General features: G+C 61.4%; 12 protein-coding genes. 5 read left to right on the forward strand and 7 right to left on the reverse strand.

Translation table 11 applies throughout. From position 1 onward, the window contains the following. Window positions 1-35: 35 nt before the first annotated feature. The 3 genes from O9X91_RS18310 (at window position 36) to O9X91_RS18320 (ending at window position 9,123) form a co-directional block, all read left to right on the forward strand. Window positions 36-5,957 carry an Ig-like domain-containing protein gene (locus O9X91_RS18310; protein WP_269833999.1) on the forward strand — a complete coding sequence of 1,974 codons (5,922 nt, stop codon included), beginning with the start codon at window positions 36-38 and terminating at the stop codon, window positions 5,955-5,957. A gap of 107 nt (window positions 5,958-6,064) precedes the next feature. Next, complete coding sequence (locus O9X91_RS18315; RefSeq protein ID WP_269833998.1) at window positions 6,065-7,816, forward strand: type I secretion system permease/ATPase; 1,752 nt, start codon at window positions 6,065-6,067, stop codon at window positions 7,814-7,816. A gap of 2 nt (window positions 7,817-7,818) precedes the next feature. Then, window positions 7,819-9,123: an HlyD family type I secretion periplasmic adaptor subunit gene (locus O9X91_RS18320; protein ID WP_077984114.1), complete on the forward strand. Its 1,305-nt coding sequence runs from the start codon at window positions 7,819-7,821 to the stop codon at window positions 9,121-9,123. 202 nt (window positions 9,124-9,325) lie between these two features. Here O9X91_RS18320 and O9X91_RS18325 read toward each other — a convergent pair whose 3' ends face one another. The 6 genes from O9X91_RS18325 to O9X91_RS18350 all read right to left on the reverse strand — a co-directional run bounded on the left by O9X91_RS18325 (window position 9,326) and on the right by O9X91_RS18350 (window position 16,663). After that, entirely contained in the window at window positions 9,326-11,239 is a 1,914-nt protein-coding gene (locus tag O9X91_RS18325; protein WP_269833997.1) for a PhoX family protein, read from the reverse strand. Window positions 11,240-11,365: 126 nt separating this feature from the next. Then, window positions 11,366-12,079, reverse strand: coding sequence for a 4'-phosphopantetheinyl transferase family protein (locus O9X91_RS18330; RefSeq protein ID WP_269824822.1), 714 nt, complete (start codon window positions 12,077-12,079; stop codon window positions 11,366-11,368). A gap of 30 nt (window positions 12,080-12,109) precedes the next feature. Beyond that, on the reverse strand, window positions 12,110-12,865 hold the full coding sequence (gene dhbA, locus O9X91_RS18335) for a 2,3-dihydro-2,3-dihydroxybenzoate dehydrogenase (RefSeq protein ID WP_142913227.1): 756 nt from the start codon (window positions 12,863-12,865) through the stop codon (window positions 12,110-12,112). A 13-nt stretch (window positions 12,866-12,878) separates the two neighbouring features. Further along, a complete protein-coding gene (locus O9X91_RS18340; protein WP_142913225.1) occupies window positions 12,879-13,748 on the reverse strand; it encodes an isochorismatase in 870 nt (289 codons plus the stop codon). A gap of 95 nt (window positions 13,749-13,843) precedes the next feature. Next, the gene (locus O9X91_RS18345) at window positions 13,844-15,469 is read right to left on the reverse strand and encodes a (2,3-dihydroxybenzoyl)adenylate synthase (RefSeq protein WP_142913223.1); all 1,626 of its coding nucleotides are present in this window, start codon (window positions 15,467-15,469) and stop codon (window positions 13,844-13,846) included. A gap of 18 nt (window positions 15,470-15,487) precedes the next feature. After that, window positions 15,488-16,663 carry an isochorismate synthase gene (locus O9X91_RS18350; protein ID WP_142913221.1) on the reverse strand — a complete coding sequence of 392 codons (1,176 nt, stop codon included), beginning with the start codon at window positions 16,661-16,663 and terminating at the stop codon, window positions 15,488-15,490. 81 nt (window positions 16,664-16,744) lie between these two features. On the opposite strand from O9X91_RS18350, the gene O9X91_RS18355 reads away from it, so the two are divergent. Both O9X91_RS18355 and O9X91_RS18360 read left to right on the forward strand, forming a co-directional pair. Continuing rightward, window positions 16,745-21,193 carry an amino acid adenylation domain-containing protein gene (locus O9X91_RS18355; RefSeq protein WP_142913219.1) on the forward strand — a complete coding sequence of 1,483 codons (4,449 nt, stop codon included), beginning with the start codon at window positions 16,745-16,747 and terminating at the stop codon, window positions 21,191-21,193. A gap of 60 nt (window positions 21,194-21,253) precedes the next feature. Continuing rightward, entirely contained in the window at window positions 21,254-22,600 is a 1,347-nt protein-coding gene (locus O9X91_RS18360) for a condensation domain-containing protein (RefSeq protein WP_142913217.1), read from the forward strand. Window positions 22,601-22,679: 79 nt separating this feature from the next. On the opposite strand, the gene O9X91_RS18365 is transcribed toward O9X91_RS18360, so the two are convergent. After that, a complete protein-coding gene (locus O9X91_RS18365; protein WP_142913216.1) occupies window positions 22,680-25,517 on the reverse strand; it encodes a condensation domain-containing protein in 2,838 nt (945 codons plus the stop codon). Window positions 25,518-25,563 lie beyond the last annotated feature (46 nt).

The raw sequence follows: 25,563 nt of genomic DNA on the forward strand, positions 1-25,563 counted from the left end.
ATTTCTTGTAAAAATTTTTTGTAAAGGCCAAAGAGATGACGACCACCCAAAACGCGATCGCCAATCCCATCGAAACCTCTTCCGACTGGCTGCTGACCATTCCGCGCCTGTCGCAAAATCAGGGCATTCTCGTTGCGCCGAACGGTACCGGCATGGCGACCTCCTACAGCCTCGTCTACGACGTTTATTTCCCGAAAAACGGCTCCACCGGCTGGATGCCCTTTTTGCAGACCGACCTGACCAACCTCAGCGACGGCGATATTTTCGGCAAGGCGAGCGGCGACAGCTATGGCGTCGGCATCAGCGGCAATTATCGCGGTGCGGCGAAGCTGGACGCCTGGAACCGCATCGGCCTGACGATCGAAACGGACGCCGATGGCGCGGTTTCGATGAATAAATACATCAACGGCGAATTCGTCGCCAACCAGAAGATCAATGGCGGCGCGAGCCGCTTCGCCATCGACATGGCCAAGGGCTTCCTGATCTTTTCCGATGAGAACGGTGAAACCTCACCCGGCTATCTCAGCAATTTCCTGTTCCTCAAACAGGCTCTGACAAGTGAGGAAATGTCCTATCTTGGCGAGGCCAAGGCCTCCGGCATTTTGCCGGTCGAGATGAAGTCCGCGGCCGAAAAGGTCGGCGTCCTCGAAGTCGGCTTTGCCCAGGGTTCGGCCGCGCCGGTCATGGGTTCCGGCAAAGTCACCGGCAACGGTACGGCACTCGAATTCCTGACTCCGGCCCAGGCCGGCATTCTCGCCATTGGTGAAAAACCCGTCGTCGATCCGGTCGCCGTCGTCAAGACGTCCGCCATCAAGGACATGATGGTGACGCCCGAAGCGGACAATGTGACGATTGATCTGTCGAAGCACTTCTCCGGTGAAAAGCTTACCTTCACCGTGCAGAACAGCGAAAACAAGGTCGTCAATGCGGTGCTCGTCGATAACAAGCTGACGCTCGACTTCGCCGAGCTCGGGCACTCCGATGTCCGTGTCACTGCAACGGACGCCGCCGGCAAAAGCATCGCCGATGACTTCCGCGTGCGCGTGGCCGGTCCGAATGCCTATACGATCGCCGTTTTCCCCGACACACAGGACTACACCTCGAACGACGGCATCAAGCATCTGTTCGGCGAAATGACGCAGTGGCTGGTCGACAATCGTCAGAGCCATAACATCGTCTTCATGAGCCATGTGGGCGATATCACCCAGAACAACCAGCCTTCCGAATGGGATATTGCCGAAGCTGCGCTCCGCAAGCTCGATGGCAAGCTGCCCTATGCACTGCTTCCCGGCAATCACGACCAGGGCGCCTATGGCAACGCCGCAAACCATTCTTCCGACCAGCTGGACAGCCGTTTTTCGGCTGCAAAACAGGCCGCGACCAATGCCGGCACCTTTGGTGGCGCTTACGATCAGGAACAGGCTGCCGCCCGCAACACCTACAGCACCTTTACCGCACCCGATGGCACGAAATGGTTGTCAATCTCGCTGGAATTCGGCCCGCGCGACGACGTGATCCGCTGGGCGGGTGACGTCATCGAGAAGTTCCCCGATCATCGTGTCATGCTCGCCACTCATTCGCTGACAAGCTACGCAACACGTCAGGACAATCTGGCCCTGCCGCTTTATGACGAGGGTGCGGGCTACGATTACGGCATGCGCACAGACCAGCGCGGCGCAAATGACGGCGAATATGTTGCCCGTGCCCTTCTTGCACGTTATCCCAACATCGTCATGACCTTCTCCGGCCATATTTTCGGCGACGGTGCGGAAACGGACATCACCTATAACCAGTACGGCGAACCGGTCTTCCAGTTTCTGGTCAACTACCAGAACGGCGTGTCGCGTGAAATCACCGGAAATGGCGTCGAGTCGCGTGGCAATAATGGCGGCAACGGTGCAATCCGCTTGATCACCATCGATCCGGACAACAATCGCATCACCACTGAAACCTACTTCACGGCCTTTGACGATTACCTCGATGGTTACCGAACGAAGCCGGAACTCGATCGCGATGGTCTCACCGGTTATTATCGCGGCCATCAGGAAGTGTTCGAGAACATCTATGTCGGGCAGGGGAAGGCCCGCGCCATGGCCGATGCCGGTGACGATATCGTCGCCAGCGCCGAAAGCGGCGCGTCATTCGCCAATGTCGCTCTTTCAGCCGCAAAATCGCTGCGTTCGCAGGACATCCGGAGTTTCGTCTGGACAGACAGCAACGGTGATGTCGTCGCCGAAGGCAAGGAAGCGATCGCCGATCTTTCGCTTGGCAAACATAAGCTGACCCTGACCACGACGGACGTAGACGGTGTCAAGACCAGCGACAAACTCGATGTACTGGTTCGTGGCGACCGCACGCTGCTAGTTGAAAATTTCAACGACGGCAAGGCGGATGGTTGGGCGACAGACTTTGGCGCGACCGACGGCAACACTGGAAATTTCCTGCTGAAGGGCACGGTGTTTTCGCGGTCTACAACGGGCGACGGCCTTGCTGCGCCTGAAGCTGCCCTTTTCGACCAGAGCGATGCAAACAATAACAAGCTGGTTTATGTCGGCGCTCAGTCATCCGGCTGGAGCGATTACGTCTTCGAGGCGACGCTGACGCAACTCGATAACGACGCGATCGGTGTCTATTTCTATTATAGCGATGCGCAGAATTATTACCGCTTTACGATGGATGGCGAGACTAACCGTCGTCAACTGGTCAAGGTTTCGAATGGTGTCGAGACGCTTCTTGCCTCGGTGAATGAAGGTTCGCCTTACAATATGGATATTCCGTTGACCGTTGCCATCGTTGGTGGCGCGATCAATGTTTTCGTGGGAGACAAGAACGTTTTCGGCGGACCGGTGGTGGATGCGACGTCGCCGCTTTCCGGCGGTACGATCGGTTTATATTCAAGCGGCCAACGCGCATCGGTTTTCGATGATATTGTCGTAACGAAGGTCGGCACCACCGCGAAAGCGGGTATCGATCAGCGGGTCTATGACTTTGACGGCGATGGCAAGGCGTCCGTCAGGCTCGATGCCTCAAGTTCGTTTGCGGCAGGGCAATTGAACGATTTCGTCTGGACAGACCTTGAGGGCAACGTCGTTGCGACGGGCAAGAAAGTTGATGTCGATCTGAATGTCGGCATCAACAGGCTGCTTCTGAAGGTTACCGATGCTAAAGGCTCGGTTTCGACGGACCGGATTGACGTGACAGTGGTCGACAAGACGAAGATCCTCGTTGCCGAGGACTTCTCGACAGCCGAAGCGATGGCGCGGTTCAAGATCGTCGATGAAGGCGAATTCGGTGGCATCGGTGCGGACGGCAAGTCGTCGGAATGGCTGATTTCCGATGGCAAGCTTCTCCAGACGACGGGACTTATGAGCCGCGAACTGACGTGGAGCGGTGCAACCAATTCCGACAAGTACAAGCGCGGATGGAGCCCGATGGGCGACGGCGTCAACGTGCTGCGTCTCGGAACCTATGCCCTGTTCAACGATCCGGCGGCGCTGGCGTGGACGGATTATGCCATCGAGGCGAATTTCCAGACGCCGGACAAGGATGGTCTCGGCTTCCTGTTCCGTTACAAGGACAGCAAGAACTACTACAAGCTCGAACTCGACGCTGACGGTATTCTCGATCGCAACCCCGGCAACGGTGCTGGCAGTATTTTTAATCTCGTGCGCATGAAAAACGGGATCGAAGAAATTCTGGCGCAGGTGCCGGGCAAATATGAACAGGGGCAGGAGATGAAGCTGCGCGTCGAGGTTATCGGCGACAAGATCACAGCCTTCCTCAATGACGAAGCGCTGTTTGCCTATCCGATCGGTGATCGTGGGCTCGCTGCCGGTACATTCGGCCTCTATTCCTGGGGTAATGCCGGCCTGACCTTCGACAATTTGACCGTGGTCGATCTCAAATCCGGTCTCGAGGCACACCGGATCGTCGGAACCAGCGGTGCGGACATGCTCGTGGGTACTGCAGCCGCGGACACCATCCTTGGCCTTGACGGTAATGATGAGCTGCAGGGTTTTGGCGGCGATGACCGGCTGGATGGCGGCGCGGGTGACGATGCGCTTTCGGGCGGTGAGGGCAATGACGCCCTTTCCGGCGGCGCCGGCAATGACGAGCTGTGGGGCGATGATGGCGACGACATGATCGCCGGCGGTCTCGGCGATGATTTCATCGAAGGCGGCCGGGGCAATGACCTGTTGATCGGCGGCGACGGATCGGACCGCTATCGTTATGGGCGTGGCGACGGGTCTGATGTCATCGTGGAGACGGCATCGGCAACCGGTTCGGTTGACCGCCTTTCTCTCTATGACATCGCCCGCAGCGAAGCGGTTCTGCGAAAATACGGCCAGTCCGTTGTGGTCGAACTGGCCGATGGTGAGACGCTGACGCTGAGCAACCAACTGGCCGATGGCGGCATTGAGAGGCTGTCTTTCGCCGATGGCAAGGTTTTGAACCGCGACGATATCGTCAAGGGTCTCGTCAATCGCGGCCCGGCCGCAGTGGATGACGGGCTTGCGGCGGTAAACGAGGACGCGCCGTCCTTCGTGATCTCCTTCGCCACGCTGCTTGGCAATGATCGCGACGCTGATCTCGACGACCTGACGGTCACTGGCGTCTCGGCCCCGGTCGGCGGCACGGCGGTGCTGGAGGAAACCGGCATTCGCTTCACTCTCTCGGCCGATTTTAATGGCGAGGCGGCTTTCCGCTACACCATCGCCGATGGTCGCGGCGGCGTAAGCGAAGCGACGGCCGCCTTCACCGTCAAGCCGGTCAACGATGCGCCGGTGGCCTCGTCGGTCAATGTCGAAACGGACGAAGACACGGCCGTCAGCGGCAGGATGGTTGCGGCCGATGTCGACGGTGACACGCTCTCCTTCGCGCTGAAGGCCGATGCCACTAACGGCGTCGCCCGGATCGACGCGGAAACCGGCGCCTGGACCTATACGCCGAATGCAAACGTCAACGGAACCGGCAGTTTTACCGTCGTCGTCTCCGACGGTAAGGGAGCCGCGACCGAGAGTACTGTTACCGTCGCCATCAAGGCGGTCAACGACGCTCCGGTCGCGGTTGCCGACTTGATTGCCATCGGGGAAAAGGACAAGGGCGTCTTTGATCTCGTTGCCAACGATACGGATATCGAGGGTGACCGTCTGGCGCTGGTCGGTTTTGCGGTGACGGCGGTTGCCGGTCTCTCCCTGACGAACGAGCAGGCTGCTGCTGCCTTCTCGGTGGTCGATGGCAAGCTGGTGGTCGATCCCTCCTCCGCCTTTGCAAGGCTGGAAGACGATCAGCAGGCGACTGTCACACTCACCTATACCGTGCGCGACGCCAATGGCGGTGAATCGACGGGCACGACCACCGTCACTGTCGATGGTTATACAGAATACAACATCGTAGAAGGCAGCGATGGCGCCGATGTGCTGATCGGGACAAGCCGTAAGGACATGATCGAAGGCGGCGCTGGTGATGACCGGCTGTCGGCTGGCTCCGGCAACGACATGGTGGATGCCGGCTCCGGCAACGACCGTGTGATTGCCGGCGAGGGCAACGACGTGGTCGACGGTGGCCCCGGCAATGACGTGTTGATGGGCGGTGCCGGCAATGACGTGCTTTATGGCGGCGACGGTAACGACGAGATCAGCGGCGGTTCCGGTGACGACACGCTGAGCGGCGGGGCAGGCAACGATGTCCTGACCGGCGGCAGCGGTGCGGATACCTTCGTCTTCGCGGCCGGCAGCGGTCAGGACGTGGTGACGGATTTCCAGGCCGGCGTTGACGGCAAGGATGTCGTCCAGCTCTCGAAGGATGTCTTTGCCGATTACCAGACGCTGATCGCCTCCGGCGCCTTTACCGACGGTGTGAACGGCGCCGAGATCGCCTTCAAGGACGGCTCGACCATCACCTTCGACGGCGTCAAGACCGAGCAGTTCGTCATCGACGACTTCCGCTTCGCCTGACCCGCAAAGGGCGCATTCTCCGGGATGCGCCCTTTTTTCGTTCGCGGGCGGTTGTCACCGGCATGTCATCGCCGGGTGCTGTCGCCACGATCTCAACGGATAGTAAAATGCGTCATCGTTCCGCCAATAATAATGTTCGCCAGATCAAGGGCGTTTTCGCCGGCTGCGCCGGCGCTTTCATCGGCATCGGCCTGATGAGCGCTCTGGTCAATATTCTATATCTCACCGGCTCGTTGTTCATGATGGAGGTCTATGACCGCGTTCTGCCGAGCCGCAGCCTGCCGACGCTTGTGGCGCTGTTCGCAATCGTTGTGGTGCTTTATGCGTTTCAGGGCCTGTTCGATGCGGTGCGCGGGCGTCTGCTGGTGCGCATCGCCGATCGGCTCGATCAGCTTTTGTCCTCACGGGTTTACGATGCGGTGATCGGCCTGCAATTGCGCATGCCGGTGAGCGGTCGCCAGGCGCAGCCGCTTCGCGATCTCGACACGATCCGTTCTTTCCTGTCGGGAAGCGGGCCAACCGCGCTGTTCGACCTGCCCTGGCTGCCTTTCTACATTGCCATCTGTTTCGCTTTTCATTTCTGGCTAGGCGTCACGGCGCTTACCGGCGCTGTCATTCTCACCGTGTTCACGCTGATGACGGAGCTGGTCTCCAAGCGTCCCGTCGAAGAGGCTGCGCAACATGTTTCCAGGCGCAACAGACTGATCGAAGCCACCCGGCGCAACGCCGATATCATCGCCGTCATGGGCATGGGCGCGCCGCTGCGGGATCGCTGGCAGGCGGATAATCGCGCTTATGTGCGCGAGCAGCGCTCCGCAAGCGATATCGCTTCCGGCTTCGGCGTAGCGAGCAAGGTGCTGCGCATGGTTCTGCAATCCGGCATTCTGGCTGTCGGGGCCTGGGTGGTCATCAACGAGCAGGCGACGCCCGGCATCATCATCGCCGGCTCCATCCTGTCAGCGCGGGCGCTTGCGCCGGTCGATCTCGCCATCGCCAACTGGAAAGGTTTCATCGCGGCCCGGCAAAGCCGCCGCCGGCTTGAAAAAACTTTGGCGCTGCTGCCCGAGACAGCAATGCGCATGGACCTGCCCGCGCCGCAGGCGCTCCTGTCGGTCGAGCGCGTCAGCGCCATTCCGCCGGAGATGGCGGAGCCGGTGCTGCAGGACATCGCCTTCACGCTTTCGGCCGGCAGCGGCCTTGGCGTGATCGGGGCGAGCGGTTCCGGCAAGAGTTCGCTGGCGCGCTTGCTTGTTGGCCTGTGGCGGCCGCTCAAAGGCTCCATCCGGCTGGACGGCGCGACGCTGGAGCAATGGCCTGCCGAGGCGCTGGCGCGCCACATCGGTTATATGCCGCAGGCGATCGAATTGCTGGACGGCACCATTGCCGAAAACATCGCTTCCTTCGACCGGCAGGCGAGTTCGGACAAGATCATCGCGGCGGCGCGCGCGGCGCGCATTCACGATCTCGTCGTCAGCCTGCCGGATGGTTATTCCACCGAAGTCGGCGAGACGGGGCGGCAATTATCGGCGGGGCAAAAACAGAGGATCGCCCTTGCGCGGGCACTTTATGGCGACCCCTTCCTCGTCGTGCTCGACGAGCCGAATTCCAACCTCGATTCCGAAGGTGAGGATGCGCTGACGGCGGCGATTCTCGGCGTTCGCGAACGCGGCGGGGTGGCCGTCATCATCGCCCACCGCCCGAGCGCGCTTCTGGCTGTGGACAAGGTGCTGATGCTCGCCGATGGCCGCCAGCAGGCTTTCGGTCCGAAGGAAGAGGTTCTCGCCAAGGTGCTGCGGCCGGTCGGCGGCGCGGCGGGCGCCCTCAAGGTCGTGCAGGCCGTGGAAACAGGAAAGGCATGAAGATGGACGAATGGCAGACACTCAAACGCTCGATCCGCAGCCACCTTCTCGTTGGCGGGCTCGGCTTTCTCACGCTGACGGGCCTGCTTGGCGGCTGGGCGGTGGGCACCGAGATCGTCGGCGCGGTCATCGCGCAGGGTTCGCTGGTGGTGGAAACCAGCCTGAAAAAGGTCCAGCATCCGGTCGGCGGCGTTGTCAGCGAATTGATGGTGCGCGATGGCGACCGGGTGAAGGCCGGCGACATCGTCATGCGCATCGATGCGACGATGACGCGGGCCAACCTCGCCATCATCGTCAAAAGCCTCGATCAATTCACCGCCCGCAAGGCGCGGCTGGAGAGCGAGCGTGACCGGGCGGGCAAGGTTGTGTTTCCGAAGGCTTTGCTCGACCGGAGCAACGACACCGATATCGTCGCGATGCTGGATGCCGAACAGCGTCTTTTCGAAACCCGCAGTGCCGTTCGTGAAAGTAAGAAGCGTCAGCTCGAACAGCGCGTGCGCCAGCTTCGCGACGAGATCGCCGGCATGGAAGCCGAGCGTGCGGCGAATTTTCGCGAACAGGGCATGGTCGATGAGGAGTTGATCCGTTTTCGATCCCTGCACGAAAGGGGCCTGATGGAAAAAAGCCGCCTTAGCACGCTGGAGCGTCAGGCCACGGATATTGATGGCGATATCGGCCGGCTGATGGCGGGTATTGCCGGGGTCGAGGCGAAGATCAGCGAAACCGCGCTGCAAATCCTTCAGATCGATGAACAATGGTCGGAGGAGGTCGGTTCCGATCTGCGTGAGATGGACGCCCGCATCGGCGAATATGTCGAACGGCGGGTGGCGGCAGAAGACCAGCTGAAACGTGTCGATATTCTCGCGCCACAGGATGGCGTGGTGCATCAACTTGCCGTGCACACTGTCGGCGGTGTCATCGCACCGGGCGAACAGATCATGATGATCGTGCCGGAGGTGGACAAGCTGGTGGTGGAGGCCAAGGTCGCGCCGCAGGATATCGACCAGATCTATTATGGCCAGGCGACAAACCTGCGTTTTTCCGCCTTCAATCAGAAAACGACACCGGAAATCACCGGCACGGTGGAGCGGATTTCGGCTGACGTGACGGTGGATCAGCGCACGGGCGCCAGCTATTACCTCGTGCGTGTCGCCACCTCGCAGGAGCAGATAAAGCGGCTGGGTGAATTCCACCTGATGCCGGGCATGCCGGTGGAAGCCTTCATCACGACAGGAGAAAGAAGCGTCCTTTCCTATTTCCTCAAACCGCTGATGGATCAGGCCAGCCGCTCCTTCCGCGCGGTTTGAGATTTTCATATTCCGGCCTGCCGGTTGCCAAGGCCCGCCCTGTGTTTCAGGGCGGGCCGAAACAGCTGTTGCGGCGGGCCGGAACTGCCTGAAAAACGCCGCTCCGATTATCGCAAAAGAAAATGCCGTGCGTCTTCACGCACGGCATTTTCTTTATCGAACCGGACCGCGACTTTCCGCGGCCCGGAGTCTTTACGGGAGATCAGCCGATCTTCACATTGTCATCGCGCTTGATGGCGATGATCGTCGAACGCGGCAGCTTGCCTTCGCCATCCGGGAAGGGGGCGTCGGGGTGCTGGATGCCGACGAAGTGGGTGCGCTTGTCGCCGGACCATGTCTGGCCGGTGACTTCGGAACCCTTCGGGGCGGTGAGGAAGCGCTCGATGCGGCCGGTGGCCGGGTCGCCCGCCAGCATCTGGTTGTTGCCTTGGCCGGCGAAGGCGCCTTCGTTGCTGTCCTCTCCGTCGGTCTGGATCCAGAGCAGGCCGGTGCTATCGAACATCATGCCGTCAGGCGAATTGAACATATTGCCTTCGTTGATATTCGAAGAACCCGCATAGGCGTCCTTGTGGACGGTGGGGTTGCCGGCCATGCAAAACAGGTCCCACTTGAACTTGCCGTCCGCATGGTCGTCATTTTCCGGATACCAGCGCACGATCTGGCCGTATTCGTTCTTTTCGCGCGGGTTGGCGGCGTTGATCGCCATGGCGTCGCCGCCGGCGTTTGCGCGCAGCTTGCCGTCCTTCATTTCGCCGCGGCGGCTGTTGTTGGTCAGCGCGCAATAGGCTTCGATGGCGACCGGGTTGATGGCGACCCATTCCGGGCGGTCCATGGTCGTCGCGCCCACCTTGGAAGCGGCCTGCCGGGTGAAGACGCAGATTTCGTCGATCTTCATGCCGGTGGTTTCAGGCGTCAGGGCGAGCCATTCGCCGGCGCCGTCGTCAGAGAACTTGGCGACGTAAAGCGTGCCTTCGTCAAGCAGCTTGGAGGTGTCGCCGCCCGGCACGTAGATGCCGTTGGAGACGAATTTATAGAGGAACTCGCCACGCTCGTCGTCACCCATGTAAACGACGACACGGCCGTCGCGGGCGATGACCACGGCGGCGTTTTCGTGCTTGACGCGGCCAAGCGCGGTGCGCTTGATCGGGGTGGAGGAGGCGTCCGAAGGATCGATCTCGACCACGTAACCGGCGCGGCGCGGTTCGTTGGGGTTCTTCGCAACGTCGAAACGCTCGTCGAACTTCTCATAGGCATAGCGCGTCTCGGCGACGATGCCGTAACGCTTGTAATCGTCAGGCAGCTTGAAGGCGGCGTCGGTGGTGCCGAAATAGCCGTTGAAGTTTTCTTCGCAGGTGAGGTAGGTGCCCCAGGGCGTGCGGCCGGCGCCGCAATTGTTGAAGGTTCCGAGACAGTCGACACCATCAGGGTCGGCGGCGGTCTTGACGAGATCGGAGCCTGCGGCCGGGCCGGAAAGCTTCATCGGCGTATTGTGGTGGATACGGCGGTTGAAGGGGCTGTCGAGAACGATCTTCCAGCCGTCCTCATCTTCCGCGACTTCCATGACGGTGACGCCCTGCATGTTCTGCAGGATTTTCACATCGTCGGCCGTCTTCGGGTTGCCCTTGTCAGTGTGCGGCAGGTTGGTTTCCGGGTTCACATATTCATGGTTGACGGCGATCAGCTGGTGGCTGCCGACGACGAAGAGTTCCATGCCGTCGGTGTTTTCGCCGAAGACCTTGTCGGAGTTTTCAACGCTGACGCCCTTGGTGGGGTCGAGATCGGGAACGTTGGAGAACAGCGGCTGGCCCCATTTCGCCAGCGGCTTCCAGTTATAACCTTCCGGGACATGGATGGTGTGGTCGGTGGCGGCGGCAACCGGCTTGAAGGGGAAACGGCCGATGGCGGCTTCCTGTGCCTCGGCCGAGGTGCTGCTCATCAGGTTGCCGAGCGTGCCCATGGCGGCCGCGGCCGAACCGAAGGCAAGCACGCCGCCCAGAAAGCCGCGGCGGGAAATCGCGGTTTCGACCACGCGGTCGAAATCGGTTTCGGCCGGCGGCGGGTTCTGCAGTTCGTCCCATTCGTCCCAGGACAATTTGCTCGTATCGATGTCGGTCATAGTCTGTCTCCACCGTTGCTTGTTTGGAATCATTCCAGCAAGGTGCCTACCGTCCCAATATTTCATGAGGATGACGGAAAGGGCAGTATCGGCGGTCATTTTCCCTGTGCCAGGGCGGCTTTTTCGTCAGCGCCCGATCAGGATGCGGGTGACGAGAAAGCCGTCGAAGCGGCAGAAACGGAAGGGAATCTCCGTTCCCCTGCGCCATTTGCCGCCAATGTCTGCGGTCAGCCGCAGCGAGGCCGAGCCGTTGTCGTCGAAGCCGGATAATTCCGCCGCCTCGAAAAAGAAAAACCGTTTCACTGTCGGATAAAGCGCCTTGAACAGGCTCTCCTTTGCCGAGAAAATCAGGCCGGTCATGAAGGGGTCGATGGTGTTGCCGAGGCTGTGGCGTTCACGAGCGGTTAGGGCCTGTGTGGCGATATCGCGGGCTTCCTCCTCGCTCAGGAGCTTTTCAATATCGATGCCGATGCCGCGGAACCGCTCGCAAGAGCCGGCAATCGCAATCGCGCGTTCATGGCTGTGGGAAATCGCGCCGATCACGCCTTCGGGCCAGAGGGGCGCGCGGTCCTTACCCATACCGGGAAAGGTGGAACGGCCGGTGAGGTGGCGGATGGCTTCTGCCGCGCATCTGCGCCCGGCGATGAACTCCGCCTTGCGTTTTGGCGTTGCGCGCAAAAGCTGCGGCGGCAAGGGAGGGACCTTTCCGCCGCAGCCTTCATCGGCGTTGTAACGAAGGGTGAGGCAATGGCAATCGCAACTGTCGTCCGGCCAAGGCCAGATGGCCTCCGGTGGATCGCCGGAGAAGGCTTTGCGATGAAACGCCGTTGCGACGGCCATATTTTTCACCTTCAATCCAACGGCTCGAATTTAAGCCGCGAGCGTTGCGCCGCCATCGACGACGATCTGCTGCATCGTCACATGACCGGCCTGATCGGAGGCGAGGAACAGCACCGTATCGGCGATATCGTCCGGCCTTGCGATCTTGCCGAGCGGGATGCCGAGCTTGAACTGTTCGGGCAGGCCGGCGACCAGCCGGTCCTTGCCGGCGGGGTCGCTCAGCATGCCGGCAAGCATCGGCGTATCGGTGGAGCCCGGTGAAACGACATTGCAGCGCACGCCATAGGGCGCAAGCTCAAGGGCGGCGCAATGGCTGAGGCTGACCAGCGCCGCCTTGGAAGCGCAATAGGCCATCATGCCGATGCGCGGCACGACGGCGGCATTGGAGCCGATGTTGACGATCGCGCCGCGCCGCTGCCGTTTGAAGGTGCCGCTCCATTGCCGCAGCATATAGAACGGCCCGGCCGCGTTGACGTCCATGCAGGTTTTCCAGTCCGCTGGCGTCAGGCTTTCGCTGTCACCGAGCCGCAATATGCCGGCGGCATTGACCAGAATATCGAGCCCGCCCCATTCGCTTTCGATTGCCTTGCAGGTCGTCTCCACTGCTTCCGCTTGGGTGATGTCGAGTGCGATCTGGCGGAAGGGGGACTCCACTGTGTCGGCCAGAAGGTCGAGGCCTATGACCTCGGCCCCTTCCTCGATGAAGCGTTCGGCGATACGGCGGCCGATGCCCCGGGCCGCGCCCGTCACCAGCGCACGCCGCCCGGTAAATCTCTGTTGCGTCATCTTGTCCGTCCGCTCAGGCTGCGAGCCGCTTCTGGTCGATCAGCGCCCACCAGGCGGAGAGTGTCGGTACACGCGCAAGCTCATCGAAGCCGACCGTGACACCGCGTTCCTTCAGCTCGCCGGCGAGCTTCATCACCTGCAGGGAATCGAGGCCATAGAAAATGAGGTTCTCGTCGGGGTCGATATCGCTTTCATCCTCCACCATTTGCAGGACACGGGCTTTCAGCCACTCGCGGGTGCCGGTGGCTTCGCCCGCGCCGACAAGGCTTGCGGTGTCGATCACCACGCCGCAGCGCGTCGCCACATATTGCAGTGCCATGCGGTGCTCGGCCTCGGAAAAATCGGCGACGCCGTCACCGATCATGAAGGGTTGAATATCCTTCATGAAGGCTTCCACCGCCGTCATCATGCAGCCGATATGGGCGTAAACGCCGCCGACGATGATCTGGTCGCGGCCCCAGCCTTTCATCCGCTCCGCAAGGTCGGAACGCTGGAAGGCGCTGTAACGCCATTTGGTCAGCACCACGTCGTCAGGTGTCGGCACAAGTTTGTCCACCACCTTCTGCAATTCGGGATCGACGACCGTAAGCCCCGGTCCCCACATGTCATTCAGCAGCGCACGGTCGCCGGGCGGCTGGTTATGCGGCTGGGCGGTATAGATGACCGGCACGCCGTTCTGAACGGCCCATGCCTTCACCTTGGCGAGATTGTCGATGAGGGTGGTCATCAACTTGCCGTCGGCTTCGTAGAACCGCAGGAAATAACGCTGCATGTCGTGGATGAGAAGCACGGCGCGTTTCGCATCGGGCTGCCATTTTGTCTTGTTGGCCGGAAAGCTTGCGGCGACCGGCATCGGATAGTCGGAAATGGTGGGGATCGTCATGATGACCTCGGTTTCTTGCTGCGCCGGCTCGGGCGGCGCGTAATCTTTGGAATGGGGACGCTCTTTTGAACGTCCCTTTCGATTGGTGCTGCTTGTCAGGCGCTGATGGCGACGGGGACTGTCAGCAGGTCGCGCAGGCGCTTCTTGTCGATCTTGCCGACGGCGGTGAGCGGCATGGCCTCGATGAAGCGCACCCGGTCCGGCAGTTTGTAATCCGCAACGCCGAGACCGGCGAGATGCTGGCGGATAGCTGGCGCCTTGAGCGCGGGATTACGCGACACGACGAAGACGCAACTCTTTTCTCCGAGAAGCTCGTCCTGCATCGCCACCAGTGCGGCGTGGGTGATATCGGGATGCCGCAGGATCAGGTTTTCCACCTCCTCCGAAGCGACTTTTTCGCCGCCGCGATTGATCTGATCCTTCACCCGGCCAACGACCCTGAGATAACCTTCGGGCGTGCGCTGCACGACGTCGCCGGAATAATAGAAGCCATCCTTATCGAAGACCCGGGCGCTGTGGTCGGGCGCGCGGTAATAGCCCCGGAACGTATAGGGACCACGGGTCGCCAGCATGCCGGCTTCACCTTCCGGCACGTCGTTGCCGTCCTCGTCAACGATGCGGATCTCGTCGTCCGGGCTGATCGGCCTGCCTTGCGTGGTGAAGACGATATGGTCGGGATCACCGAAGCGGGTATAGTTCACCAGACCTTCCGCCATGCCGAACACCTGCTGCAGGTCGCAGCCCAAGACCTCAGGCACCTGGCGGGCGAGCGCTTCGGCGAAGCTTGCGCCGCCGACCTGTAGAAGCTTGAGCGACTTCAGCTTTTCGCGATGGGCGGGAGCTGCCTGCAGCCACAGGGCCACCGCCGGCGGCACAAGCGGCACGATATCGACGCCGTGTCTTTCGATGAGGTCGAAGCAGGCAAGCGGCTCGGGATTGGCGGCCATGACCACAGCACCGCCGGCGTGGAACACGCCGAGCGCGCCGGGCGAGCTCATCGGGTAATTATGCGCCACCGGAATGGCGCAGAGGAAACGGGTCTGCGGTGAAAGTTCGCAGATCTCCGCGCTGGCCCGGACGCTGTAGTCATAGTCGTTATGCGTCCGGGGGATCAGTTTCGGCGTTCCGGTGCTGCCGCCGGAAAGCTGGAACAGCGCCACCTCATCGGCGGCGGAAGGGGCGTAAGCCGGTGGATTTTCCGCCGGGGCGGCCAGCTTCTGCTCCAGGCTGCGCTGCGGATCGGTTTCGCCGAGCAGCAGGGTCACGGCAAGCTTTGGAGAGACCGCCTTCAGCGCCTCCACAAATGTGTCATCGGCGAAAAGCTCGTGGCCGCGCGAGGCGATCACCAGCTTCGGCGCGATCTGTTCCGCATAGGAGGTCATTTCCAGCCGGCGATGGCTGAAAAGCGCATTGACGGGGGCGGCGCCAATTTTGATGAGCGCGAAAAAGACGAGATAGAACTCGGCTATGTTCGGCAATTGCACCAGCACCGTATCACCCCTGCCGATGCCTGCGGCGGAGAGATGTCCAGCCAGATTGGAGGATTGCCTGTCGAGATCGGCATAGCTGAAGCGACGGTCGCCGCAGATCAGCGCCGTCGCATCCGGCCGGCGCTGCACCTGTTCGGCGAGAATGCCGCTCAGCGGCCGGTCGATCCAGTAGCCGCGTTCGCGGTATCGGCGAACGAAATCCTCGGGCCAGCGTTCAAATTCGATTGTCATGGTTTGTCCCTGGAAAAATTAGGCAGAAAGACCGCAGGCGTTCAGCATGGTCTTGAGCTTGGTCTGCACCTCGGCCCATTCGGATTCGGGCTCGGAGGCCTCCACGATGCCGGCGCCGGCGAAGAGCCGCACGGTTTCTCGCTGCACGGTGCCGCAACGGATGGTCACCACCCATTCGCCATTGCCTTCAGAATCCGTCCAGCCGACCATGCCGGTGAAGAGGCCGCGCTCGAAAGGCTCGACGAAGCGGATGAGGCGATGGGCGCGCTCGGTAGGGAAACCGCAGACGGCTGGCGTCGGGTGCAGCAGGCAGGCCAGCTGCAGCGCATTGGTTACCGGATCGGCGAGACGGCCTTCGATGCGGGTCGAAAGATGCCAGAGCGCCGCCGTGCTGATGAGGGAGGGTTTCTCTGGAACATCGAGTTCGGCGCAGACCGGCGAAAGCAGCGAGCGGATATCCTCAATGACGAGGCTATGTTCGTAATGATCCTTTTCAGAAGCCGACAGCCGATCCGCATTGGCCTTGTCCGCTGCCGGATCGACCATGCGTTTTGCCGATCCCGCCAGCGGGTTCGAGATGATGTTCTCGCCCTGCTTGCGGATCAGGAGTTCCGGGCTGACGCCGATCAGGTCGCCGCCATCGGGCAGTGGGATGCGGAACTGGTAACCTTCGCGGTTCTGTTTGGCCAGACTCGCCAGCAATCTTTCGACATTGACCTCGGAGGCGAAAGTCAGTTCACGCATGACGGAAAGCACCGCTTTGCGGACTTCGGAATGGCGGAAATTGACGATGGCATGTTCGACGGCGCGCTTGAAACCGCTCTCGTCCGGCAGGCTGTTCTGGCCGACAAGGGCGGGCATGGCCGAATCGGCGACGATCGGTTCCGCATCCTTGGAGTTCCATTCATGGTTGTATGGAATATACAGGCATGAAGGTTCGCTGACATCGAAGGGGATCGCGCCGATGGCGATGGGGTTCTGCTCGCCCTCCCGCTGCGCACGCTCAAAGGCGCCGGCCAGTGCCTGCTGCAGTGGGCTGGCAATGTCTTCGCCGCCGCGGGCGGGAATCGCTATCTTTTCGCGAATGCCCTTGGCGCGCAATTGCCCGCTGCCGGAAGTAAACAGAAATTCTCTATTAAATTCAGTAATTTCGTCGGATTCGACGTCATTCGTCCTGAGTGCTCCCGTTTTCATGGGATGCCTCCTGTGCGAGTGGTTGACGATGGCTTATACTTGAGTATGCTAATCATGTTTTGTCAACCGGTTCAAATTCACATGCTAAATTTAACCCCCATGCAGGTGGCCTATTGGGTCGGCCGCGAGGCGGATGGAATACTCGGGAAAGTTACGCCGCATCTCTACCTCGAATTCGACGGGCAGGCGGTGGATGCGGAAAAACTGGCCGTTGCCGTGGAAAGGCTCTGCCGGCGTCATCCCATGCTGAGCCTCAGGATCGATGCTGAAGGCCATCAGTCCGTCGATCCTGCCGCCCGGCCGCTCCGTCTCGATGTGGAGGACATGGCCGCGCTCGATTCGGAGGCGCTGGCACGCCGTCTTGAGGCGAAGCGCGAGGACTGGAGCCATCGCCGGGCCGATCTTCGCGTTGCCGCACCGGCGGCGATCTCGCTCAGCCTGTTGCCGGAAGGGCGTTGCCGTCTGCATGTGGACACGGACATGCTGGCTATCGATCCGGCCAGCATGCGGATCGTGATGGAAGACCTTGCCCGCTTTTACGAGACGGAGTCAGGCGCATACGAAACCCGGACTTTCGAATCAGTGAGGCCGTCGTTTTTCAACTGGGCGGAACGTCTCATGTCCGATCCGGACTTGAGGGGCTTGCGCGAAAGGGACCGCCTGTGGTGGCGGCAACGGCTTGCCGATGTTCCGGACGCGCCGCCGCTGCCGTTTCTGTCCGATGCCCCCCCGCGCGCCGTTCACACGGACCGGCTCGCCACGCTGCTTTCAGCGGCCGAGCGTAGCAGCCTGGAGCGGACAGCGCGGCGTTTTTCCGTGACGACATCGACCCTTCTGCTCGGTGTTTTCGCACTGGCGCTGTCGCAGGCGGCGGGGGCGGAAAAATTCCGGCTTTCCGTGCCGGGTTTCTGGCGCGCGCCGCTGGTGGAATGGGTCGATGAGATCGTCGGCGAATTTTCCAACGTGCTCGTGCTCGGCGTCGATATCAGGCCTGAAGAAACGCTCGAGGCGCTGCTTGGCAGGCTGTTCGATGAGATGAACGGGCTTCTCGCACATCAGTCCTATCCGGGCGTCAGCGTCATGCGCGATCTCTCCCGCCAGCGCGGTGGTTTGCAGACCTCGCCGGTGGTTTTCACCGCGGGGGTCGATCTTCCGGGGGGGGATCTGTTTTCGGAACGGGTCGGGCGGGTGTTCGGTCCGATGGTCCACACCGTCTCGCAGGGGCCGGGGGTGGCGCTGGATGCGCAGGTGGCGGCGGTGGATGGCGGCTTGCTGATCAACTGGGATGTGCGGCTCGATGCGTTGCCGGAAAGCTGGCTGCACACTTTGTTCGAAACCTATGTCGCTCTTCTCCGCCGGCTCGCCGAAACCCCCCATCTCGCTTGTGAAAGCGTGGAGCGATTTGTCGCACGGCAGTCGGAAGCGATGGCCAAGGCAAAAGGAAAACCCATGGAACGTCCTCTCTCTCCGCTGCAACAGGCCTATCTGCTCGGGCGCGGCACCCATCTGCCGCTGAGCGGCGTTGCGATGCAGGAGTTTCGCGAATATCGCGGCGATATCGACCCGGAACTGCTGCGGTCGCGGCTTGCCGCAATGGTCGGCAGACATGAAAGCCTGCGCACCCGCATTGATGAGCGACGGCTGGTGCAGGTGGTCTCCGACGAAGCGAAGATCAATCTCGATCTCGTCGATCTTTCGGCCCTGTCTAATCCGCAAGCCGAGGCAAGGATCGACGCGGTGCGACGGGATTTTTCCCATGCGCATTTCGATCTTGCAACCTCTCCATGGCAGGTCACTGTGTTTCTTATGCCGGATGCAGGGCCGACGGGACATACGGTCGTGGTCTTTCTGCGTTTCGACGCGCTCATCCTTGACGGGCGGGCCATTGCGAGCCTCGCGGCGGAACTCTTCGATGGTGTCGTGCCGCCGGAATCCGCCGCTACGATCGGAACGCCGAAGGAGGATATCTCGGCTGCCCGCGTCAGTGATGCCGCCTATTGGGTTGAAAAGTTGAAAGATGCCGAGGTGCCCTCGCAACTGCCGTGGAAAGCACCGCTCGAAACCATTCCCACCTCGCGTTACAGCCGCCAGAGCGTGATCGTGGAAAAACAGCACTTCACCACCTTTTCACGCATCGGTGCGAAAGAGCGGCTGTTCAAGAATTCGGCGCTGACGGCTGTTATCCTCGATGTGCTCTCGCTCTGGCTCAACGACGGTGCGCTCGTCGTCGGCATTCCCGTCGCACCGCAGGTGGAAGGTGCCTTCGCCAACCGCTCCAGCTTCATCGCCGTCCAATGGGATGCGGCCAGGAACTGCTTTGCGGAGCGGGCGGCGGGTCTCCAGACGGATGTGCTGGAAGGGCTGAACCATCTCGCCTTTTCGGGTATCGATCTCAATCGTGTGCTTCTCAATGCCAATCCGGGCGGGCTCGCCTTGCCGGTGGTGATTACCAACGGTCTGACCTGGCCGACGCTTTCATCCGGCTCGACGATGCAATGGACCGGCGGGCTTACGCAGACGCCGCAGGTGGCGCTGGATTTCCGCTTTTCGCAGAATCCGCAGGGCGATCTCGTGCTCGATATCGACTATGCCGAGCAGGCGATCGATGCGGCGACGGTGGCGGATATTCTCGCGGCAATCGAACGCGCGATTGCCGGGATCGCCAATAGCGGCGCTTTCTCCGTCAATGCACGCGACATTGTCGAGCTGTCTCACTATCGGCTGAACGGCGACGAAGAAAACTTCGTCTGCCCGCCATTTCTGGAACGGATCGCCGGCCATCTTTTCGAGGGCGACCCGTCGTGCACGGCGCTCGTCAGCGGCAGGCGGCGCATCGCTTATGGCGAACTCGGTCAGATGGTGGCAGGGGCGATGGCGGGCCTTAAGGCGCGCGGCATCGGGCGTGGCGATGTCGTTGCCGTGTGCCTGCCACGCAGCCCGGACCATACGGCCATCACGCTCGCCGCAGCGCTGATGGGTGCGGTCTGGGTGCCTGTCGATGCTGGCTCGCCGGAAGATCGCCTGCGCTATCTGCTGACCAATTGCCGCCCGGCGATCATCGTCGCCCGCAGCGTTCCGCAGGGTTTCGACGCCGTCGATCCGGCAGAGCTTATGTCCGCGCCCGCACCGGCTGGCACACCCGTTACCATGGCGGAGGTGGCGGCGCTTTCCCAAAGCGAAGAGCCCGCCTTTTATCTCTACACGTCGGGTACGACTGGCAAACCTAAATGCGTCGTGCTTTCCAACCGCGCAACGGCCAATGTCATCGGCAGCACGCTTGCGGAATGGGCGGTGACGGATAGCGATGTGTTCATCTCCGTCACGCCGCTGCATCACGACATGTCCGTCTTCGATGTTTTCGGCGCGCTCGTCGCAGGGGCGACGCTGGTGTTGCCGGAACCGGGCGAGGAAAAGGATGCGGTGCGCTGGAACGAGCTGGTGGCCGAACATGGCGTCACGCTCTGGTGCTCGGTGCCGGCCATCCTCGAAATGCTTCTCTCCTGCCGCCGTGGTGACCAGCTCTCATCGCTGCGGCTCGTGGCACAGGGCGGCGATTACATCAAGCCGATGATCATCGAAGAGCTTCGCAGGCTGAAGCCCGACCTGCGGCTGATATCGCTCGGTGGACCGACGGAAACGACGATCTGGAGCATCTGGCACGAGATCGTTGCGGAAGATGTGGCGGCCGTGCCCTATGGCCACCCTCTGCCCGCCAATCGATATTTCGTCCTCAACGATCAGGGCGGCCATTGCCCGGCCGGTGTCGTCGGCCGCATCCATACGGCCGGCGTGAATGTGGCAATCGGCTATCTCGAAGATGGCGCGATTTCCCAGACGGATTTCGTAACGGTTGCCGATCCGGAAGGAAACCCCGTGCGGGCCTTCCGCACCGGAGACCGGGGCCGTTACCGGCCGGATGGCAAGATCATGTTTGCCAGCCGCGTCAATGGTTACGTCAAGGTGCGCGGCGTGCGCGTTTCGTTGCCGGATGTGGAAAACGAGCTTATCCGCCATCCTTCCATCCAGCGGGTTCTGGTGGTGGATTACGGCGTCGAACAAAAGGGCGAGGCGGCTATCGGCGTGCTTTACGTCGTGGCGCCGGGCCTTGAACTCCCGACCGCCGATCTGCGCAATTTTGCACGGAGCCATCTGCCGGAATCGCATGTGCCCGGCCGGTTTCTCAAGGTCGACGATCTGCCGCTTTCGGCCAATGGCAAGCCGGATCGCCGTCGCGCCCGTGAATTGCTGAACGGTGCTATGGAGCCGGCAAAAATCTCCGCCCCTGCGGCTCCTGCCGTCGATCAAGGCGACCGCCGGGTGCTGGATATCTATCTCGGCGTGCTGGGTAAAAAACCGGCGAATGTGGATGCGAACAGCGACCTGTTGGCGCTCGGTCTTCTGCCTTCGCATCTGAAAATCGTCTCGGCTGAAATCCGCACTGCCTTCGGCGTGGACTTGACACCGCAGCAGCTTTTGCGGTGCCGCAACGCCAGACAGGTGACTTCGCTGCTGGCCGCCCGGGCGGTGTGAACCCAATCATTTCGGGTGGCACTTCGCGCCCGATAACGGAAATTGTGCAAGGAAAAACAGATGGCGCATATCGATCCTGCCGGCGGCTGGCTTCCACTGACGCAGCCGCAACTCGATTTCTGGGAGGAGTTTTCCTTCCATCCCGACGAGCCGGTTTCCACCGTCGCCCATTACATCGATCTTTCCGGTGCGGTGAATGAAAGCGCGCTCCTCCAGGCGATCAAACGCACCGTGCGCGAATCCGAAGTCCTGTCGATCCGTTTCCGCATCGGCGACGATGGCGAGACGCCACAGCAACGCTGCGATCCAAGCCATGCCCCGGTGGTGGAGCTCGTCGATCTCCGTGGCGATTCCGCTCCTCTGGAAGAGGCGCTGCGGCGCATGAACGCGGATGTGGAAGCAAGGCTCGATCTCAGAACCGACAGGCTTTCGGCGCAGCTACTCTACCGTATCGCCGATGACCGCTATCTCTGGTACATCCGCGCCCATCATATTGTTGTTGATGGTTATGGCCTGACGTTGGTCGAACAGCGCTGCGGGCTGCTTTACGGGCACTATTGCGGCAAGGGCGAAGCGGGTCCGGATTTCCACCCCTTCGGTGATTTCCTTGCCGAAGAGGAAGCTTACAAGCAAAGCCGGCGTTTTGAAAAGGATCGCGATTTCTGGGCGGCCTATCTTGCCGCACCCGCCGATCTGCCGGTGCTGGACAAGGATTGCGAGGACTATGGCGGCGGCGGCCTGCATACGGATGCGGCCTTGCCGCAGGGTTTCAGCACACGGTTGCAACAGGTGGCGGGCGCAATGGAGATCGGCTGGCCGGACCTTCTGGTGCTGCTTTCCGGCCTTTATCTCCACCGTGTTCTGCCGCGGCCGGACTGCGATGTGCTGACCTTGTGGTTGCCTTTCATGAGCCGCTGGGGCAGCGTCGGCGCGCATATGCCGGCCATGCTCGTCAATATTTTGCCCTTCCATCTCACCATCGAACCGGGGGAGAGCCTCGGCGCATTTTTGACGCGCAACGCCGCCAATCTGCGAAAGCAGCGCCTGCATGGCCGCTACCGCATCGAGCAGATCGCCGCCGACCGCGAAATCCCGAAGGGTCGGCGCTTCTTCTTCTCGCCGCTTATCAATGTCCTGCCCTTCAGTGCGCCGGTATTTGCCGGGCTTACCGTTATCAGGCACATCCTTGCTAACGGTCCCGGCGACGGGTTCAACCTGACCTTCCGTGGCGAGGATGACGGCAGCGAGTTGAACCTGCATATCGATGCGGATTCAGCGCTGACGCAAGCGGAGGATTTCGCCCGCTACCGCGAGGAGTTGCCATTGTTCCTCGATGCCATGCTGCGCGAGGAGGCGCTGACGCTTGCGGCGGCTCAGGTGTCCACGGCATTGCGTCTGGCGGTTTGAGGGCAGACAACGGACTTTGTCAACAATCTGAACCCGGCTCTGCGACGCAAAGCCGGGTTTTCGTTGCCCCAAGTCCAGCTCAGGCGAGTGTCGTCAACACACGGTTCGAAGCGCCGTTTTCAGCGAAACGGCCAAAGATGCGGCTGGTGGTGTGGCGCAGCCGCTCGACATCGTCAGGGCCGTAGCGGTCCGAACGGTAGCTCATCAAGACGCGAATGGAACGCTCGCCGCCGATCGTCTCTTCCATCACCTCGAATTGCAGCCCCAGCATGGATTCATGCTTGTCGGGGTCGATCTGGCGGAACTCCACCGGCTTGCCATCCGGCCCGGCAAGGGTGCCATTCAGCTTGTTTTTGGCGTGAATCTGGATGAAGACCTCGAACAGATGGTCGCGGCCGGGTGTCATGCCCAGTGCCTCCTCGACGAGATCGATCGGGATTTCGCTATGCTCCAGCGAGCCGTTGATGGTGTTCTTCACCGAAGAAATCAGGTCGCCGACGGTCATGGTCTCGCCGAAACGCACGCGATGGGCGACAACCGTGGTGAAATAGCCGATCGTATCGAAATAGCCGCTATCGGTGCGGCCCGAAGCCGAGGTGCCGACCACGAGATCGCTCAGCCCGCCGAGATGGCGCAGCGATGCGGCGATGGCGGCATAGACCACGTTGAACAGCGAGGCGCTGTTCTGCTTGGCAATGGCGTAAAGCCCGTCGCTAACATGTTTTTCCAGCTTGAACTCGATCCAGCCGCCTGCCGGTGCTTCGTCCTGCGATGCCGCGTGCGGCGTGCCGCCCTGTTCCTTGAGGGTAAGGCCTTTTGGCGCATCCCGCAGCATATCGGTCCAATAGGCAAGGTGGCCGGCATTGACGCCTGAGGCGACCTGTTTTCTCGCAAATTCATGGAAAGGTGCCGGCCTGGTGGCAAAGACCGGAGCCTTGCCCGCCGCCCTTGCCCGGTAGGCCTCGGTCAGCTCGTCCATCATCAGGTTCACAGACCATTCGTCGAGCACGATGTGATGGAAGAGGAAGGAAAGCACCTGGCGGCCGGTTTGCGCATCGCGCAGGAAACGCAGCCGCATCGGCAGTTCGCGCGCAAGATCGAAGCGCCAGCCGGCTTCCGCGTGCCGGTCCACACCTTGGCTTTCTTCGCTAGTCCAGAACCATTTGTAACCGGGCAGGTCGTGCATCGGCACGATCTTCTGCAGAACCGTATCTTCTTCGACGTAGAAATGGGTCCGCAGGCCGGGATGGCGCTCGATAATGTCGAGGAAGGCGCATTCGAAGGCATTCTCATCCACGGGATCGAGGAAATCGAGCGCGAAGGGAATGTTGAAGATTTCGCCGAAACCGAAGGCGGCATAGGCCTTCCAGAGCGACATCTGCGCCAGCGAAAGCGGTGCGGTGAGCGAGCCACTCGCCGTTGCCTGCGCCTGCGCGGGTGCTGCGGTTTCGAGCCGGGTCGCCTGTCTTGCGAGAGAGGCGGCGGTCGGGTAGCTGAACAGGTCGTTGAAGCGCAGTTCGATGCCGTGATTGCTGAGAAGACGTCCGATGATGCGCGTCGCAATCAGCGAATGGCCGCCGAAATCGAAGAAATCGTCATCCGGCCCCATCTCGGGCGAGACGAGCGCTTCACGGAATTCCGCAAGGATCGTTGCGACGGTGTCGTCGTCGTTCTCACCGGAAGCAGCGGGCGAAAGGGTCGCCTGCTGCGGTGTCGCCGCGGCGTTTTGAGGGACGATGCCGGAAAAATCCGCCCCACCTTCGAGATGGCTGACGAAACGCTCCAGCAGGAAGGCCGTCGCATGCGGCGACGTCTCCCTGCCGCCTGTCAATTCGAGGCGGATATCGCCGGCGGCTGTCGGACCGGCGGCAAGCGTCAGGCCGAGACCGGATTGCAGGGAGGGCAGGGGCAGGTGCTCAAACTGGATCCCATGCTCCGATGTGGCCTGAACGGGTGTCGCAAGCGCGTGCAGCGTGAAGGTGGCAGTTCCGCCTTCATTGTCGTTTCGCTGCTCCAGACCGGACAGCACGGCTTTTTCAGCCCGTTCGGGCGTTTGGTCGCGCGAGACAGCTACCCGTGCCGCAGCCTCGGCTGACATCGGCATTGAAGTGCCGACGCCGGGCTGCAGGCGCAGGGTCACTGTCTCGGGACCGCCGGTTTTTGCCAGGAAAAGGGCAAAACGCGATCCGGCGCGGGCCAGAAGCGCGTTCGTCGCCGTGGAGCTGTTGAGGCCGAGCAGGGTGGCGGGAAGATCGACGCCGTGGCTGTGGCTCACCGGCCTGTCGATCCCGTTTTGCCGCAGCGCCACGACGGTCGAGCCGGAGGCCGGACGTTGCAGCCAGTGGAGCGGAAGCGGGTCGACGCTGTCACTTTCGACCGCGCGCGGCGAAAGCGGCTTAGGCGCTTCCCCGGCGTAGGCGGCGGAAATACCTTCCAGAAGGATTTGCGGCGAGAGGACTTCGCCGAGCAGGCCGTGGACCAGAAAAGCCAGCAGGATTTCTCCCTCGCTTAAAAGCACGACGGCCTGAAACGGCGGATCGGTTTCGGCATCGAAGGGCCTTGCCTGCAGGTCGTGCAGCAAGGTCAGGGCCTCGCCCGCCGATGGAACATGCAGCAGTTGCACGATGGATGCGGACGGGGCTTCGATGCTCTTCGCCAGAGTGCCGTCCTCGCCGAAGGCAAAGCGTGCACGAAGCTCGGGCCAGACCTCGCAAACCGTCTTCAGCGCCGAGGTCAGACGCAGCAGATCGCACTCTTCACCGATGCGATAGGCGAGAAGGGCGCGGAAGACCTGATCGGGATCCTGAAACTGCTCGAACCAGACCCGTTCTTCGTATTGGCTCGGCGGGGCTGCATCCCCCCTGTCGAAACTCTCTTCGATGCGACGTGCGAGCATACGCGTATTGTCTGCTGCCATGGTCCTCTCCTTGGAATATACGGGAATCGCGCTCCGGCGCGAAACG

It is taken from the genome of Agrobacterium salinitolerans (assembly GCF_027498475.1).
Classification (GTDB): Bacteria; Pseudomonadota; Alphaproteobacteria; order Rhizobiales; family Rhizobiaceae; genus Agrobacterium; species Agrobacterium salinitolerans.